This window comes from Frigoribacterium sp. MCBA15_019 (genome assembly GCF_001864945.1).
In the GTDB taxonomy this organism is placed as follows: Bacteria; Actinomycetota; Actinomycetes; order Actinomycetales; family Microbacteriaceae; genus Frigoribacterium.
The window spans coordinates 63,165-78,511 of the sequence record NZ_MJGS01000005.1; the positions used below are offsets into that span (position 1 = coordinate 63,165).

15 protein-coding genes are annotated in these 15,347 nt (G+C 73.3%); 7 read left to right on the plus strand and 8 right to left on the minus strand.

Going from position 1 to position 15,347, the window contains the following annotated elements; all coding sequences use genetic code 11:
• Positions 1-23: 23 nt before the first annotated feature.
• The 3 genes from BIV04_RS07995 to BIV04_RS08005 all read right to left on the minus strand — a co-directional run bounded on the left by BIV04_RS07995 (position 24) and on the right by BIV04_RS08005 (position 2,028).
• Positions 24-764, minus strand: a complete 741-nt coding sequence (locus BIV04_RS07995) for an aminoglycoside 3'-phosphotransferase (RefSeq protein WP_071255684.1) — start codon at positions 762-764, stop codon at positions 24-26.
• A 632-nt stretch (positions 765-1,396) separates the two neighbouring features.
• Positions 1,397-1,666 carry a GlsB/YeaQ/YmgE family stress response membrane protein gene (locus tag BIV04_RS08000; protein WP_043595797.1) on the minus strand — a complete coding sequence of 90 codons (270 nt, stop codon included), beginning with the start codon at positions 1,664-1,666 and terminating at the stop codon, positions 1,397-1,399.
• 149 nt (positions 1,667-1,815) lie between these two features.
• Positions 1,816-2,028 carry a hypothetical protein gene (locus BIV04_RS08005; RefSeq protein ID WP_071255686.1) on the minus strand — a complete coding sequence of 71 codons (213 nt, stop codon included), beginning with the start codon at positions 2,026-2,028 and terminating at the stop codon, positions 1,816-1,818.
• Between the two features lie 243 nt (positions 2,029-2,271).
• Between BIV04_RS08005 and BIV04_RS08010 the strand changes: the two genes are divergently transcribed.
• The 3 genes from BIV04_RS08010 to BIV04_RS08020 are packed head-to-tail and all read left to right on the plus strand — an operon-like array spanning position 2,272 to position 5,788.
• On the plus strand, positions 2,272-4,026 hold the full coding sequence (locus BIV04_RS08010; RefSeq protein WP_083396281.1) for a circularly permuted type 2 ATP-grasp protein: 1,755 nt from the start codon (positions 2,272-2,274) through the stop codon (positions 4,024-4,026).
• Positions 4,020-4,946, plus strand: a complete 927-nt coding sequence (locus BIV04_RS08015; protein WP_043595802.1) for an alpha-E domain-containing protein — start codon at positions 4,020-4,022, stop codon at positions 4,944-4,946. Before BIV04_RS08010 ends, BIV04_RS08015 begins: the two co-directional genes overlap by 7 nt.
• The gene (locus BIV04_RS08020) at positions 4,943-5,788 is read left to right on the plus strand and encodes a transglutaminase family protein (RefSeq protein ID WP_071255687.1); all 846 of its coding nucleotides are present in this window, start codon (positions 4,943-4,945) and stop codon (positions 5,786-5,788) included. Before BIV04_RS08015 ends, BIV04_RS08020 begins: the two co-directional genes overlap by 4 nt.
• A gap of 22 nt (positions 5,789-5,810) precedes the next feature.
• On the opposite strand, the gene BIV04_RS08025 is transcribed toward BIV04_RS08020, so the two are convergent.
• The gene (locus BIV04_RS08025) at positions 5,811-6,683 is read right to left on the minus strand and encodes an endo alpha-1,4 polygalactosaminidase (RefSeq protein ID WP_083396282.1); all 873 of its coding nucleotides are present in this window, start codon (positions 6,681-6,683) and stop codon (positions 5,811-5,813) included.
• A 104-nt stretch (positions 6,684-6,787) separates the two neighbouring features.
• Positions 6,788-7,846 (minus strand): hypothetical protein, encoded by a 1,059-nt coding sequence (locus BIV04_RS08030; RefSeq protein WP_071255688.1) that lies wholly within the window; start codon positions 7,844-7,846, stop codon positions 6,788-6,790.
• A gap of 176 nt (positions 7,847-8,022) precedes the next feature.
• Between BIV04_RS08030 and BIV04_RS08035 the strand changes: the two genes are divergently transcribed.
• A complete protein-coding gene (locus BIV04_RS08035; RefSeq protein ID WP_071255690.1) occupies positions 8,023-8,877 on the plus strand; it encodes a hypothetical protein in 855 nt (284 codons plus the stop codon).
• 100 nt (positions 8,878-8,977) lie between these two features.
• Positions 8,978-10,012 (plus strand): YdcF family protein, encoded by a 1,035-nt coding sequence (locus tag BIV04_RS08040; RefSeq protein ID WP_071255691.1) that lies wholly within the window; start codon positions 8,978-8,980, stop codon positions 10,010-10,012.
• Between the two features lie 144 nt (positions 10,013-10,156).
• Here the strand turns inward: BIV04_RS08040 and BIV04_RS08045 are convergent, their stop codons facing one another.
• Both BIV04_RS08045 and BIV04_RS08050 read right to left on the minus strand, forming a co-directional pair.
• A complete protein-coding gene (locus BIV04_RS08045; RefSeq protein WP_071255693.1) occupies positions 10,157-11,539 on the minus strand; it encodes an MFS transporter in 1,383 nt (460 codons plus the stop codon).
• Positions 11,536-11,997 carry a MarR family winged helix-turn-helix transcriptional regulator gene (locus BIV04_RS08050; protein ID WP_071255694.1) on the minus strand — a complete coding sequence of 154 codons (462 nt, stop codon included), beginning with the start codon at positions 11,995-11,997 and terminating at the stop codon, positions 11,536-11,538. The genes BIV04_RS08045 and BIV04_RS08050 overlap by 4 nt, the downstream gene beginning before the upstream one ends.
• A gap of 75 nt (positions 11,998-12,072) precedes the next feature.
• Here BIV04_RS08050 and BIV04_RS08055 point away from each other — a divergent pair, with 75 nt between their 5' ends.
• Complete coding sequence (locus tag BIV04_RS08055; RefSeq protein ID WP_071255695.1) at positions 12,073-13,299, plus strand: multidrug effflux MFS transporter; 1,227 nt, start codon at positions 12,073-12,075, stop codon at positions 13,297-13,299.
• 238 nt (positions 13,300-13,537) lie between these two features.
• Here the strand turns inward: BIV04_RS08055 and BIV04_RS08060 are convergent, their stop codons facing one another.
• Positions 13,538-14,251, minus strand: coding sequence for an HAD family hydrolase (locus tag BIV04_RS08060; protein ID WP_071255696.1), 714 nt, complete (start codon positions 14,249-14,251; stop codon positions 13,538-13,540).
• Positions 14,252-14,423: 172 nt separating this feature from the next.
• Between BIV04_RS08060 and BIV04_RS08065 the strand changes: the two genes are divergently transcribed.
• Positions 14,424-15,176: an SDR family NAD(P)-dependent oxidoreductase gene (locus tag BIV04_RS08065; protein ID WP_055978000.1), complete on the plus strand. Its 753-nt coding sequence runs from the start codon at positions 14,424-14,426 to the stop codon at positions 15,174-15,176.
• Positions 15,177-15,347: the final 171 nt, after the last annotated feature.

Sequence of the window (15,347 nt, forward strand, 5' to 3'; positions counted from 1 at the left end):
CCCCGGTGCGGTTCAGCCCCGGGTCACGTCGCGGCCCAGAGCGCCCGGTAGTACGCCGTGCGGACGGGGTCGTCGGCGACGCCGTACGCGTCGAGGAAGGTCTGGTCGAAGCCGGGCCCGTAGTTCCACCCGAGGCTCATCGTCGCGACCGCGAGGTCGGCCCAGCGGTCGGCGACGCCGAGGGCGTCGAAGTCGACGTGCCCCGACCAGAGTCCGTCGTCGCCGATCAGCGTGTTGGGCACGCACGGGTCGCCGTGGCAGACGACGAGGCGGTCGATCGCCGGTGGGTCGCCGAGTTCAGGAGGCGCGGTGCGCGCCTTCCCGCTGGTCGCGATCCGGTCGTCGACCGACCAGCTGAACGGGCACTCGTCGACCGGCAGCACGTCGTGCAGTCGCCTCAGCCCTCGTCCCGCCTCGCGCGCGGCGGTCGCCGGGTCGGCGGCCCCGAGCGGGTCGACGGCGCTGCGCCCCGGCACGCCCGCCGTCACCAGGTACTCGCCCTCGTCGTCGCCGCCGATCTCGAGCACTCGGGGGGCGGGGGTGAAGTCGACGACCCAGCGCAGCCGCATCTCCTCGGCGTGCAGGTCGAGGCCGCTGCCGTGTGGGGCCCACTTCGCGAAGCGCCGGGTCGGGCCGTCGCCGAGGCGGTAGGTCGTTCTGCCGGCCTCGTTCCGCCAGACCGCGGTGATGGTGTCGCTGCCCGCGGTCGCGACCACCGCCTCCGGGACCTCGACGTCGGGGTCGGGCCGGTTCTGCGTCCACATGCCCCGAGTCTCGCACCCGTCCCGCGCCCCTGCCCCGCCCCTCCTGCCGCTGCGGCCCGGCCGATGCGTGCAATTCGCGACCGTCGGCAGGGGATCAGGGCCGTGGGCCGGAGATCAGCGGCGTGGCGCGCGGCGGTTGTCGGGTTCGGCACGCCGGACACGGAGGCGCGGGTCGGGTTCGGCACGCGGGACGAGGAGGCGCGGGTCGGGAAGCCGGCGCGCGGCGGCGTGCAATTCGCGACAGTCGGCAGGGGATCAGGGCCGTGGGGCGGAGATGAGCGGCGTGGCGCGCGGCGGTTGTCGGGTTCGGCACGCGGGACGGGGAGGCGCGGGTCGGGTTCGGCACGCGGGACGAGGAGGCGCAGGTCGGGAAGCCGGCGCGCGGCGGCGTGCAATTCGCGACAGTCGGCAGGGGATCAGGGCCGTGGGGCGGAGATGAGCGGCGTGGCGCGCGGCGGTTGTCGGGTTCGGCACGCCGGACGCGGAGGCGCGGGTCGGGTTCGGTACGCCGGGTGCGGAGGCGCGAGTCGGGATTCGCACACCCGGAACGACACGACCCCCGGCCCCCGGGAACGACGGAGCGGGCCGCCCCCGGAGGGACGGCCCGCTCTGTCGTGGTGCGGGGGAGCTGCTTACGCGCGGCTTCCCTTGCGGCCGGTGATGAAGCCCCAGATGACGAGGACGACGAGCGCACCGAGGATCGCGATGATCCAGCTCTGGATGCTGAAGAAGCCGTCGTAGCCGACGTTGAAGACGGCTCCGCCGATCCAGCCGCCGATGAGGGCGCCGATGACACCGAGGATCAGGGTGGCGATCCAGCCGCCGCCCTGACGGCCGGGGAGGATGAGCTTGGCGATGGCGCCGGCGATGAGGCCGAGGAGGATGAAGGCGAGGAAGCCCATGATGTGTTCCTTTTCGTTTGGTGCGCGGGTTGCGCTGGTGCTGCTGAGACGGTCGGGGTCGGGTGCGTGCCAGCGGGGGTCTGTGTGACGGCCGCATGCGAAGAGGCCCGTGAGAAGGTCGTCCTCTCGGGCCCCTGCGGCTGAGAGGACTAGTGCGAGGCCTTGCGGGCCTTCTTCACCGCGGCCTTGCGGGCCTTGGCGACGTCCTTCTTGGCCTGGACACGCGCCTTCTTCACCTTGGGGTCGTTCCAGAACGAGTCGAAGAAGTTGCTGATCTCCTTGTAACGACCCTTTCCGGCCTTGGCGCCATAGGTGTACGCGAGGAACGCGATGAGGGCGATGACGAGGTACTTGAAGCGCATGTGGGGGTCCTCCCAGTGGGACGTTCTTGTCGTTCGTGGGTGACGCTATTCCTCCTGGGAGTTCTCTGTTACAAATCGGATTGGCGGGAAGGCCCTCCTGTTCGCTTTTGTCCTCCCCTGCGGCCGAGCCGAGCCGGGTCGAAACCTGGGCGACAGGTGTCGCGCAGTTGCACGAAGGGCCCCGACACACCCCCGCCGCACGGCCGAAACACCCCGGCAACACCCTCTGGCTAGCGTCGAGTCATGGGTGAGCTCTTCGAGGGATACGCGACCACCACGGGTGCCGCGGCCCGGCCGGCCGGCGCCCGTCCGCCGGCGGCCGCGTGGGACGAGATGTTCGAGCCCGACGGCACGCCCCGTCGGGCGTACCACGAGATCCACGCGACGCTCGAGGGCATGACGCAGGACGACCTGCGGGGCCGCACCGCGGCGCTGGCCGACTCGTACCTGGCGCAGGGCGTCACCTTCGACTTCGCCGGCGAAGAGCGGCCGTTCCCGCTCGACGCCGTGCCGCGGGTCGTCGAGCACGCCGAGTGGACGACCGTGGAGCGCGGCATCAAGCAGCGGGTCAAGGCCCTCGAGGCGTTCCTCGCCGACGTCTACGGCCCGCAGACCGCCATCGCCGACGGGGTCATCCCGGCCAGCCTGATCACGAGCTCGAGCCACTTCCACCGGCAGGCGAGTGGCATCGACCCGGCGAACGGCGTGCGCATCCAGGTCAGCGGCATCGACCTGATCCGCGACGAGGCGGGTGCCTGGCGCGTGCTCGAGGACAACGTCCGGGTGCCGAGCGGCGTCAGCTACGTCATCTCGAACCGTCGCGTCATGGCGCAGACGCTGCCCGAGCTGTTCGTCTCGATGCGGGTGCGTCCGGTGGGCGACTACCCCAACCGGCTGCTCGCCGCGCTGAAGAAGAGCGCTCCGTCGGGCGTCGACGAGCCGACCGTCGTCGTGCTGACACCCGGGGTGTTCAACTCCGCCTACTACGAGCACACCCTGCTGGCGCGCCTCATGGGCGTCGAACTGGTCGAGGGGCGCGACCTCTACTGCTCGGGCGGCCGCGTCTTCATGCGGACCACCGGCGGACCCGAACGCGTCGACGTGATCTACCGCCGCGTCGACGACGAGTTCCTCGACCCGCTGCAGTTCCGCGCCGACTCGGTGCTCGGGTCGCCCGGCCTGCTGATGGCCGCTCGTCTCGGCACGGTGACGATCGCGAACGCGGTGGGCAACGGCGTCGCCGACGACAAGCTCGTCTACACCTACCTGCCCGAGCTGATCCGCTACTACCTGGGCGAGGAGGCGCTGCTGCCGAACGTGCACACCTGGCGGCTCGAGGACCCCGGTGCCCTCGACGAGGTGCTCGACCGCCTCGACGAACTCGTCGTCAAGCCGGTCGACGGCTCGGGCGGCAAGGGCCTCGTCGTCGGTCCGGCCGCGAGCCGACGCGAGCTCGACGAGTTGCGCACGCAGCTGCAACGCGACCCTCGCGGCTGGATCGCGCAGCCCGTCGTGCAGCTCAGCACGATCCCGACCCTGGTCGACGACGGCCTCCGCCCCCGCCATGCCGACCTCCGGCCGTTCGCCGTGCACGACGGCGACGACGTGTGGGTGCTGCCCGGCGGCCTCACCCGAGTCGCCCTGCCCGAGGGGCAGCTGGTCGTCAACAGCAGCCAGGGCGGTGGCTCGAAGGACACCTGGATCGTCGGCGGCGACGTCAACGCCTGGGCCGGCCACGACGTCAGTGCTCTCATCGCCGAGCAGACGACCCCGACCCAGTCGATCCCGGTCGTCACGCCCGAGCAGCTCGCCGAGGCCGCGGCCGCCGCGGCCGACCACAGCCCCGACCACGCGCCCCAGGACGACCCCCGCAACGACCAGCAGGCGCAACAGCAACAGACGAAGGAGGTGCGGGCCGGGTCACGAGGTCGACCCGCGCCTCCTGCGTCCCGCGTTCCCGACCACGGAGCCACCCCGACCGAAGGACCATCATGCTGAGCCGCATCGCCGAGAGCCTGTTCTGGATCGGCCGCTACATCGAGCGGTCGGACGGCACGGCGCGCATCCTCGACGTGCACCTGCAGCTGCTGCTCGAGGACCCCTGGATCGAGGAGGACGTCGCCTGCCGCAGCCTGCTCGCCGTGATGGGCAGCGACGCCCCCGAGGGCGACCTGGCCCGGGGCGACGTGCTGTCGATGCTCGCGGTCGACCGGCACAACCCGGCCTCCATCGCCTACTCGCTCGGCGCCGCCCGCGAGAACGCGCGCCGGGCCCGCGAGATCGTCTCGACCGAGCTGTGGGAGTGCCTCAACACGACGCGGGCCCGCATGCCGCGCAAGGTCGCCGACGACAAGGTGCACGAGTTCTTCGCCTGGGTGCGGGAGCGCAGCGCGCTCGCCGTCGGGATCATCGAGAGCGCCACGAGCCGCGACGAGGTGTGGCAGTTCTTCACCCTCGGCCGGTCCATCGAGCGGGCCGACATGACCGCGCGCCTGCTCGCGACCCGCACCCTGACCGAGGCGTCCGGGCCGTCGTGGACGACGATCCTGCGGTCGTGCGGCGCGTACGAGGCGTACCTGCGCACCTACCGGGGCGTGCCGAGCGCCCGCAACGCCGCCGAGTTCCTGCTGCTCGACCGGCTGTTCCCGCGCAGCGTGCTGTTCGCGATCAGTCGGGCCGAGGCCTGCCTGCGCGACGTCGAGCCGACGAACCACCGGGTGGCGGCGTCCGACAGCGGGGTGCGCATCCTCGGTCAGATGCGCAGCGAGCTCGAGTACCGGCCGATCGGCGAGATCCTCGACGACCTGCCCGGCCAGATGGACACCGTGCAGGCCGCGACGAGCGCCGCGTCCGAGGCGATCCGGCAGCGGTACTTCCCGACGAGCGCGGCACCGACCTGGGTGGGGGAGCGGTCGTGAGCCGGCTGCGCATCCGGCACCTGACGGGCTTCTCGTACCAGGGCGAGGCGGTCGCGAGCTACAACGAGGCACGCATGCTGCCGGCGCACACCGAGGGCCAGTTCGTGCTCTCGTCGCACCTGCGCATCGAACCCGTCGCCGCGTCGCACGAGTACGTCGACTACTGGGGCACGCGGGTGTCGTCGTTCGAGGTGCTGCTGCCGCACCGGCAGCTCTCGCTGACCGCGACCTCGCTCGTCGAGGTGCGGCCGCAGGCGCATCCGTCCGAGACGATCTCGTGGGCCGACCTGGCGGCGGTCGTGGGAGCCAGCACGTCGTTCGTCGAGCACCTCGAGCAGACGCCCCTCACCGCGCCTCCTGCCGACCTGGCCGAGGTGGGCACCGAGGCACGGGCGTCACACGCCGACCCGTGCGCCGCCGCGATGGCGATCTGCGAGACGGTCGGAGGCGCGGTGCGGTACCTGCCGGGCGTCACCAACGTGAAGACCACGGCCGCCGAGTCGTGGGCCGCCCGGGCCGGCGTCTGCCAGGACATCGCCCACGTGACGGTCGGCGCCCTGAGGGCGGCGGGCATCCCGGCGCGCTACGTCAGCGGCTACCTGCACCCGAAGCCCTCGGCCGAGCTGCGCGAGACCGTCACGGGCGAATCGCACGCCTGGGTCGAGTTCTTCTGCGGCACCTGGCACGGCTTCGACCCCACCAACCTGATCGACATCGGCGAACGGCACGTGGTCGTCGGCCAGGGCCGCGACTACCGCGACGTGCCGCCGCTGCGCGGCGTCTACGCGGGCTCGTCGAACAGCGAGCTCTTCGTCACCGTCGAGATCACCCGCGAGGCCTAGGCCGAGGGTCAGGACGCGCGGGTCAGCAGGCCTTGTAGACGTGGGCCGGGTCGTCGGCCGGCACCAGGTCGTGGTCGCGCACGATGGTCGAGGGAGCCGGGTCGAGCTCTCCGACCCGGGCACAGACCTCGGCGACCGAGCCGCGGAGGTCGTCGGTGTACTCGACGTCGAACACGAGGCCGCCGTACACGTCCGTGAAGGCGTCGCACTCGTCGTAGCGGTCGCACTCCTCGGTGACGGCGAAGTCGTAGCCGACCTCGTCGCGGCCCCGGGCGCCGAGGTCGGCGGTGTTCTTCTGCGCGGTCGCCAGCCCGGCCGCGTGGGCCCGGGCGACGAGCAGGGTCGCGAAGGCGACCGCGTCGTCCTCGCCGAAGGCGCCGTCCGAGCGCGTCCACGAGTCGAGGTTGTCGAACTCGACCGCCTGGTAGCCCGAGGAGGCGCAGCCGTCGATCGTCGAGGCCTGACGCTCGGCCACGGCCTGCCGGTTCGCCTCGGTGGACAGGTCGAACAGGTGCTCGTCCGGCCAACCCGGGTCGACGAGCGGTTCGCCGTCGGCCGTGCGCACGAGCAGCTCGTTTGGCCACTCGACGCCGGGCTGCGTCTGGAACCCGTTCACGTAGCAGATGCCGTAGGCGCCCTCGGCGGGGTCATCGGTGCTGTCGCGGGCGACGACGGTGGCTCCGTCGGGGACGGGCGACGCGCCTCCCAGTTGGTAGTCGAAGCGGGCACCCTCGGGCGGCAGCGCGACGCCGTCGGCCGTCGCGGCGCCCGAGGCCACCACCGCGGACGAGGAGGCGCGCTCGGGTCGCTCACCGGCCCCGGCCCCGACGGCCGTGCAACCCGTCACGGCGAGGGCCACGGCGGCCAGGCCGACGAATCCGAGGGGTACGCGCATGCGGCGAGCCTAGGGGAGACCGTCCGGCGGCACCGCCGAGGGGACGGCACACCGCCGCAGACCACGGTGCCGCGTCCGCTCGGCGGTGTCGGCGGGTGCGGGCGTCAGGCCGTGTGCGAGAGCGGGGCGGACTCGCGCTCGGCCGCGGTGTCGACCGCCGTGTCGACCGCCGTGGGCGGCGTCGCCGGGGTGCGGCGCGAGGCCAGGAAGTCGAGACGAGCGGCCTGTCGGGCCGACTCGCGGTCGAGCTCGGCCTGACGGGCCGCGGCCCGGGACGCGGCGCGGGTGGCAGCGAGCGAGCGCGCGTTGTCGCGGGCGCGGGTGGCGGCGGCGGAGGAAGCGCGGCGTGCGGTCGCTCCCGTGGCCCGGGCGGCCACGACGGCACCGGCCGCGGTGGCCCGGCTGCCGTGACGTACGCCGTCCCAGGTCGAGCGGGCGGCCGGTCGGGTCCGCGTCGCGACGGTGCTGCCGGTCGTGCGGAACCAGGCGACGACGACGGGGGTGGTGCGTCGGACCCAGGCGACCACGGCCTGCGAGGCGCGTCGGGTGCCCCGGGCCGTGGCCCGACCGGCACGGGCCAGGGCGTCGCCGGTGGCGCGGGCAGCGGCCGCGACCCGGGCGGCGGCGGACGAGAGGACGGGACGCAGGCGTTCGGCGAGGGTCGGCCCGGCGGGAGTCGGTTCGGGCGCGGCCTGGGGAGCAGGCGCGGCCAGGGGAGTCGACTCGGTCTCGCCGGGCGTGCTCGGGGCGGTGGCGACCGGCGTGGGCGGTGCGGCGGCGACCACGGGGGCGGACGCGAGCACGGCGGCGGCCGTCGGTCGTCCTGCGGGCAGGACCCGCGCCTCCTCGGCCGCCGGACGGGCGGTGACCGGTGCCGTCTCACGGACGGCCTCGTGCTCGAGGCCGCGGTCGGGCTCGTCGCGCGGCAGGGCGCCGAGCACCCGGTCGGTCAGCCCGACGAGAGCGAGGGCGACGCCGCCGACGGCGAGGGCGGCGCCCAGCAGCCAGATCGCGATGGTGACGAAGTCGAGGTCGCCGATCGGCAGGAAGCCGCCGGCGAAGAGGCCCACGCTCGCGAGGCGGAAGGTGGCGGCCATGACGAGCGCGGCGCCCGAGACCAGCATCGCGAGAGCGACCCAGCCCGTGACTGCTGCCTTGCCCATGCGACACCTCCTCGTCCGTGGGGCGCACGCCGCGAGTCGGGCCCGCGCGGACGTCCCCTGCGAATGTAACCCGGACGAGGGCTCGACCGTAACCCGCAGCGGCGGACGCGCCGTTCCCGGGCGATGCTCGGCTTCTGAGGGGGCTTCTCGGATCTGGGGTCGAGAGGATCGGCGTCATGGCCAACTTCGACCGTCTCCTGGGTGCCGCCGCACGTGCGCTCGGCAACTCTTCCTCTTCTTCCTCGACCGGGCGCGGTGGTGCGTCCGGCGGTTCCACCGACTGGCGCGACATGGTGCGCAAGGTCTCCGACAAGGTCACCGGCGACGACCGCCAGAACGGGCAGCCGCAGCAGGGCGGGCAGCAGCCGCACCGTGGCGGGTACGGCGCACCGCAGCAGGGCGTCGGGCGTCCGGCGACCGGTGGGCACGCCCCGCAGGGCTCCGCCGGCGACCGTGCGGCCCTCGCCAAGTACGACTACCTGCTGCAGACCGCCCCGCCGCAGCAGCTCGAACAGGTGCACCGCGACGCGTTCGAGCGGCTCACCCCCGAGCAGCGCCAGCAGGTGCTCGCTCGCCTGAGCGCCGAGGTGCCCCAGGGCGAACGTCCCGCCTCGAGCTCACCCGCCGACCTCGCCCGGGCGGCGACCCGCGGCGAGACCGCGCACCCCGGACTGATGAAGCGCGTGCTCGGCAGCACGGGCGGCAAGGTCGCGGCGGGTGCCGCGGTCGGCGCCGGCGTGGCCGGGGTCGCGGGCCTCGCGGTCGCCGTGGCCGGCGCGGCCGCCGTCAGCAGCGTCGCCCTGCCCCTGCTGTCCGACGCCGTGACGTCGGGCATCGACTTCGACCAGCTGACGAACGGGTTCGGCTTCGAGGGGCTCGACGGCCTGACCGCAGGCGGCGAGGAGTACCTCGGCGGCCTGGGCGAGCAGGTCGGCGGCCTCGGCGACCAGGTGGGCGGGCTGGGCGACCAGCTCGGCAACCTCGGCGAGGGGTTCCAGATCCCCGGCCTGGGCAACCTCTTCGACCGCTGACCACGGCTCGCTGCCCAGACCCCAGGATCTCGCCCGGACCCTCTCGCGCGAGCGGGGGTCCGGGCGACGTCCTGGGGTCTCGTGTGGGTAGCCTCGGAGCATGACCGCGATCTCGGCAGGCATCGCCGCCGTCTTCCTCTTGCTCTTCGTCGTGTCGCGCCGACAGGACGCCCGGCGGTTCCGCAACGGGGTGTTCCTGCTGATGGCCGTGGGCTTCGGGGCCGTCGCCCTCTCGGTCGCGGTCGTCGCGGCGTTCCCGCCGCTCGTCTTCGTGTTCGTCCTGGCGGCGGTGCTCGTCCCCGTGCTCGTGCTCGCGCTCGCCGTCTTCGCGATCGCGAACGGCGTCACCATGCTGCGGTCCGAGGGGCGCAGCCTGGGCAACCTGCTCTCGCTGCTCGCCGGGCTCGCGTTGATCGGCGTCCCCTTCCTCGCCGTCGTGCTGGTCGAGGCGGGTCGGCGCTCGAGCCTGCCCGTGGCGCAGGACGTCACCCTCGGGCTCGGCTTCGTGATCGTCTTCGTCGCCGTGTACGCCGCGCTCACGTTCGGGGCGTTCACCCTGTGGTCGCTCGTCTACGCACGTCCCCGGGTGCGCGAGCAGACCGACGCCCTGATCGTGCTCGGCTCGGGGCTGATCCGTGGCGAGGTGCCGCCGCTGCTGCGCAGCCGCCTCGACCGGGCGCTGGCGATCTACCGTTCGACCCCCGAGGGCGTGCGGCGGCCGGTGCTCGTCCCGTCCGGCGGGCAGGGTTCGGACGAGCCCCGGCCCGAAGGCGAGGCGATGGCGGAGTACCTGATCGCCCAGGGGGCCGACCCCGCCGACGTGCTGCCCGAGACCGAGTCGCGTTCGACCCGCGAGAACCTCGTGCTGTCGGGTCGGGTGCTCGCCGACGCCGGTCGGACCGGGTCGACCCTCGTCGTGACGAACAACTACCACGTGCTGCGCGCGGCCCTGCTGGCGCGCGACACCGGGAGCAGCGCCGACGTCGTCGGGTCGCCCACCGCCGCGTACTACGTGCCCAGCGCGTTCCTCCGCGAGTGGGTGGCCGTGATGGTCGAACACAAGTGGCTCAACGTGCTGCTGATCGCCCCGTTCGTCGTGCTGCTCGCGTCGCTGATCGTCTACTCGCGCCTCTGACCGTGCAGTCGGTGCCAGGGACGGCGTCCGCGTCGACGCCGGCACCGCTGCCGGTGACGGGCGTGGCGGACCGGCACCGCGCCTCCTGACGTGCCGAAGGCGGGCGTGTTCGTGGTGGACGGTCGATCGTGCCCGCCCGGCAGGTCAGGACGGTCGCGTCGCCGTGCCCTCGTCGACGGCGAGCTCGGCCGCGGCCTCGTCACGTGCCCGCCCGGCGGCCGCGTCGCCGTCGTGCTGCAGCCGGTAGTGGAACCGCCCGGCGCCGACCACGGGCAGTGCCCCGGTCACGGGGTCGGGCTCACCCCCGCGGACGCGATGCACCCGCAGGTGCTGCCCACGGACGAGCCAGACGACCGCGACCCCGGCTGCGACGAAGCCCGACGCCGCCGCGACGCCGATGGCCCAGCGCGGTCCGGCCACGTTCGCGACCCAACCGACCATCGGTGCGCCCAGCGGCGTACCGCCGGTGAAGACGGCCATGTAGAGCGCCATGACGCGGCCGCGCATGCGGGGTGCCGTGGTCAGCTGCACGGTGGCGTTCGCCGTCGTCATCAGGGTGATCGACGCGAGCCCCACGGTGACGAGGACGGCGGCGAAGCTCCAGTAGGTCGGCATGACGGCGGCGACCAGGCAGGTGACCCCGAAGGCCAGGGCCGCCGTGACGAGCACGCGCCAGCGGGGCTTCTCGCGACGGGCCGACAGCAGGGCGCCGACCAGCGATCCCACCGCGATCGCGGACGACAGCAGGCCGAACCCGCTGGCGTCGACGCCGAACTCGACGCTGGCCATGGTCGAGGTGAAGATGGCGAAGTTCAGGCCGAAGGTGCCGATGACGAACACCATGACGAACACGACGACCAGGTCGGGTCGCTCGCGCACGTACCGGAACCCCTCGCGGATCTGGCCCTTGGCCCGCGACACCGCCGGTTTCAGCTCGAGCTGCGCGACGCGGATGAACCGCAGCGACAGCAGCACGGCGGCGAACGAGCCGGCGTTGATCAGGAACACCCAACCCGTGCCGATCGTCGCGATGAGCACGCCGGCGACCGCGGGGCCGATCAGGCGTGCACCGTTGAACGAGGCCGAGTTCAGGCTGACGGCGTTCGTCAGGTGCCCGGGGGGCACGAGCTCGGACACGAAGCTCTGCCGCACCGGGGCGTCGATCGCGGCCGCGACGCCGAGCAGCAGGGCGAAGAGGTACACCATCCAGAGCTGCACGCTGTCGGTCAGGACGAGCACGCCCAGGCCGAGCCCGAGCAGCCCCATGCTCAGCTGCGTCACCATCAGCAGTCGCCGCCGGTCGAACCGGTCGGCGATCAGCCCCGTGATCGGCACCATCAGGATCGGCGGCGCGAACTGCAGCGCCATGGTGATGCCGAGCGCCGTGGCGTCGTTGTCGGTCAGGTCGGTGAGGACGAGCCAGTCCTGCGCCGTCCGCTGCATCCAGGTGCCGATGTTGGACACGAGCGCGCCGGCGAACCAGAGGCGGTAGTTGAACAGCGACAGGCTGCGGAACATGGCCGTCACGAGCGGGTCAGCTTCCGCAGGATCTCGGTCGCGTCGGCCAGGGTGCGACGCTCGTCGGCGGTCAGGGCCGAGAGGCGGGGCACGAGCCACTCGTCACGGCGTCGACGCGTCTCGAACACGAAGGCGGCGCCGGCCTCGGTCGTCTCGAGCAGCACGCGGCGCTTGTCGTCGTCGTCGACCGTGCGACGCAGCAGCCCGGCGTCGACGAGCTTGCCGACGGTCCGGTTCATGGACGGGGGAGTGACGCCCTCGTGCGCCGTGAGGGCCCCGATCGTCAGCGGCTGGTTCTGCACGACGTAGCCGAGGGCGGCCATCTGGGCGTCGGTCACGTCGGCGTCGGCCTTCTGCTGCCGCAGGCGGCGGGCGAGTCGCAGCACGGCCCCGCGGACGTCGGTCGCGAGGTGCGCGTGCGGCACGGCCCGGGGGGCGGAGGGGGCAGGAGGCGCGGAGTCGGTCATCGCCGAGCCACGATACTCGTTTAGTTCGGCTAAGTAAACGTCTGGCCCGGACGGCGTGCGCCTAGGCTCGGTCCGATGAGCGACGACGACGTCCCGACCGAGCCGAGCCGCCCCTCCTGGCTGTCCGGGCGGGGGGCCGTGTTGACGGTGGCACTGATCGTGGGCATCTCGCCGTTCGCGACCGACATGTACATCCCCGCGCTGCCGGCCATCGCGCGCGACCTCGGGGCGACGACGGCCGAGGTGCAGCTCAGCCTGACGGCGTTTCTCGTCGCGTTCGCGGTCGGCCAGATCGTCATCGGGCCGATCAGCGACGGTCGGGGCAGGAGGCGCATCCTGCTGGGCGGGACCGTCCTGTTCGCCCTCGCCTCGATCGCCTGCGCCGTGGCTCCCGACGCGGCCACCCTCGTCGTCGCGCGCGTCGCGCAGGGCCTCGGCGGCGCGGCGGGCTCGGTGGCCGCCCGGGCCATGGTGGGGGACTCGACCACGGGCCTCGTGCGCAGCAGGCTCTTCGCGACGCTCGCCGCGATCAACGCCGTCGGCCCGGTCGTGGCGCCGCTCGTGGGCGGCGTGGTGCTCTCGGTGTCGAGCTGGCGGGCGACGTTCGTCGTGCTGGCGGTGCTCGGGGCCGCGTTGACCTGGGCGGCCGCGCGGCGCCTGCCCGAGACGCTCGTCGACCCCGAGCCGGGTGCGGGCTCGCTGCTCGCGTCCCTGCGACGGATGGGCGCGCTGCTCGCCCTGCCCCGCTTCCGCTGGTACCTCGTGACGGGCTGCGCCGCGACGATCGGCTTCTTCTCGTACATCGCCACGTCGTCGTTCGTCTTCCAGGAGCAGTACGGCTTCGGAGAGGGCCTCTACACGCTCGTCTTCGCGTCGAACGCGTCGTGCATGATCGCGTCGACCCTGGTGTTCCGCCGCCTCGTCGGACGCTTCGCCGAGGACCACCTGTTCACCGTGGGGCTCGTCACCTGCACCGTGGGCTCGGCCCTCGTGCTCGCGGGTGCGCTGACCGGTGTCGGCCCGACGCTGATCTGGCCGGCACTGGCCCTCGTCACGGCGGGCTGGGGCTGGGTCATCCCCGGGTCGATCACGCTGACGCAGGCGCTCGGACACCGCGCGCCCGGCACGGCCGCCGCGCTCGCGGGCGGCCTGCAGTTCGGGCTCGGCGGCGCCGCGACCCCGCTCGCCGGGGCACTCGGCGGCACGGCCGTCGTGATGGGCGCGTTGATGCTCGGGTTCATCGCGGTCGGTCTGGCCGTGCAGGTGTGGGCGTCGTCGCGAGGCGGCACCCCGGCGACCTGACCCACGGGGCGAGGCGGCACCCGGCGACCCGGCCCGGGCGACCCGAGCCAGGCGACGCGACCCGCGCCTCCTGCAGCCGACCGGGGGCTGGTGCGCCGGCCCGGGCGGTGCCACCCTGGGCTCGACGCCGACCGGCGCCGCGACCCGAGGTCGGGCCACTCCGCTGACGGACCAGGAGGCGCGGTGGCGGTCGCCGAAGACGCTCCGCCCCAGCCGACCGCGCCCCGTCGTGCGGGCCTCAGTCGCGCCCGAGCCGACCGATCACGCTGTCGTCGAGCCGGGCGAGCAGGTCGGCCACGTCGTCGTAGACCTCCTCGGCCCCTGCCTCGACCAGCTCGGCCCGGGAGAAGCCGCCGCTGAGCACCCCGACGCAGGTCACGCCCGCCCGGTGCGCCGCCTCGACGTCCCAGACGGCGTCGCCGACCATCACCGCGCGCTCGGCCGACACGTCCGCCTTCGCGAGGGCGACCTCGACGATGCCCGGGTCGGGTTTGGCGGTCTCGACGTCCTCGCTCGACGTGACGGCCCAGAGGGCGTCCTCGACGTCGAGCAGTCCGCGCAGGGCTTTCAGTTCGTCCTCGGGCGCGCTCGTGGCGAGCACGACGCCGTGCCCCCGACGCGCCAGCTCGGCGAGCAGGTCGGTCGCCCGCTCGAAGACGTGCAGGTCGCCTTCGTCGCCGAGGTGCTCGGCGTAGTGGCGCGAGTGGGCGTCCTTCGCGTCGTCGAGGAGGCGCGCGGCGGCGTCCTTCCCGACCAGGCCCTCGACCAGCAGGGACGAGTCCTTGCCGATCGACCGGTGGATGCGCCAGCTGTCGACGGCGTGGCCGACGTCGGTGAAGGCCCGCGACCAGGCGTCCACGTGGGCGAAGTTCGAGTCGACCAGGGTGCCGTCGATGTCGAAGAGGACGGCGGTGGAGGGTGAGGAGGCGTCGTCGGGCGCGGGGGAGGTCATCCCGCCACCCTGCCCCCGAACGAGCGAAGCTGCACGGACTGCAGGGATTTCGCCGAGAGCAAGGCGACACCTGTTGCCCACAGTTCCATGCGAGCGTATGTTCGCAGACGGGCTCGTCGACGAGCCCGACCGGCCCCGACGGCCGGCCCACGAACGGAGAGAGGCACAGACCATGGCACGGTTCAGCGACAAGACGGCACTCGTCACCGGTGGAGGCAGCGGCATCGGCGCCGCGATCTCGCGCTCCCTGGCGGCCGAGGGCGCATCGGTGGTCGTCACCGACATCAAGCTCGAGGCGGCCCAGGGCGTCGTCGACCAGATCGTCGCCGCCGGCGGCACGGCCGTCGCCTTCGAGCAGAACACCGCGAAGCCCGAGCAGTCCGAGGCGGCCGTCGAGTTCGCGAAGACCACCTACGGTGCCCTGCACCTCGCGGTGAACAACGCCGGCATCGGCGCCCCGGCCGCCGACATCGGCGAGTACGACATCGCCGCCTGGGACCGCGTCCGCTCGGTCGACCTCGACGGCGTCTTCTACGGCCTGCGCTACCAGCTGCCCGCCATGGTGGAGGCCGGCGGCGGCTCGATCGTCAACATGAGCTCGGTGCTCGGCTCGGTCGGCATCGCCCAGAACGCGGCCTACGTCGCCAGCAAGCACGCCCTGGTCGGCCTGACCAAGGTCGCGGCGCTCGAGTACTCGAAGCGTGGCGTCCGCACGAACGCGGTCGGCCCCGGCTTCATCGACACTCCCCTCGTGCGCGCGTCTCTCGACGGCGACGCGCTCTCGTACCTCGAGTCGCAGCACGCCACCGGCCGCCTGGGCACCGACGCCGAGGTCTCGGCGCTCGTCCTGTTCCTGCTGAGCGACGAGGCGTCGTTCGTCACGGGCAGCTACCACCTCGTCGACGGCGGCTACTCGGCGCACTGACCCGCGCCTCCTCGGCCGCCCGCCTGCCGCGATGTCGCGACGTGCCGCTCAGCTCCGAACGCGAGCGGCACGTCGTGACACCTCGCCCGGGCTGACCTCGCTTCAGCCGCGCTTCAGCGCCGGGCCGCCATGATGGGCACGACGCGCACCCGGCGCGACCGAGGGAGGCCC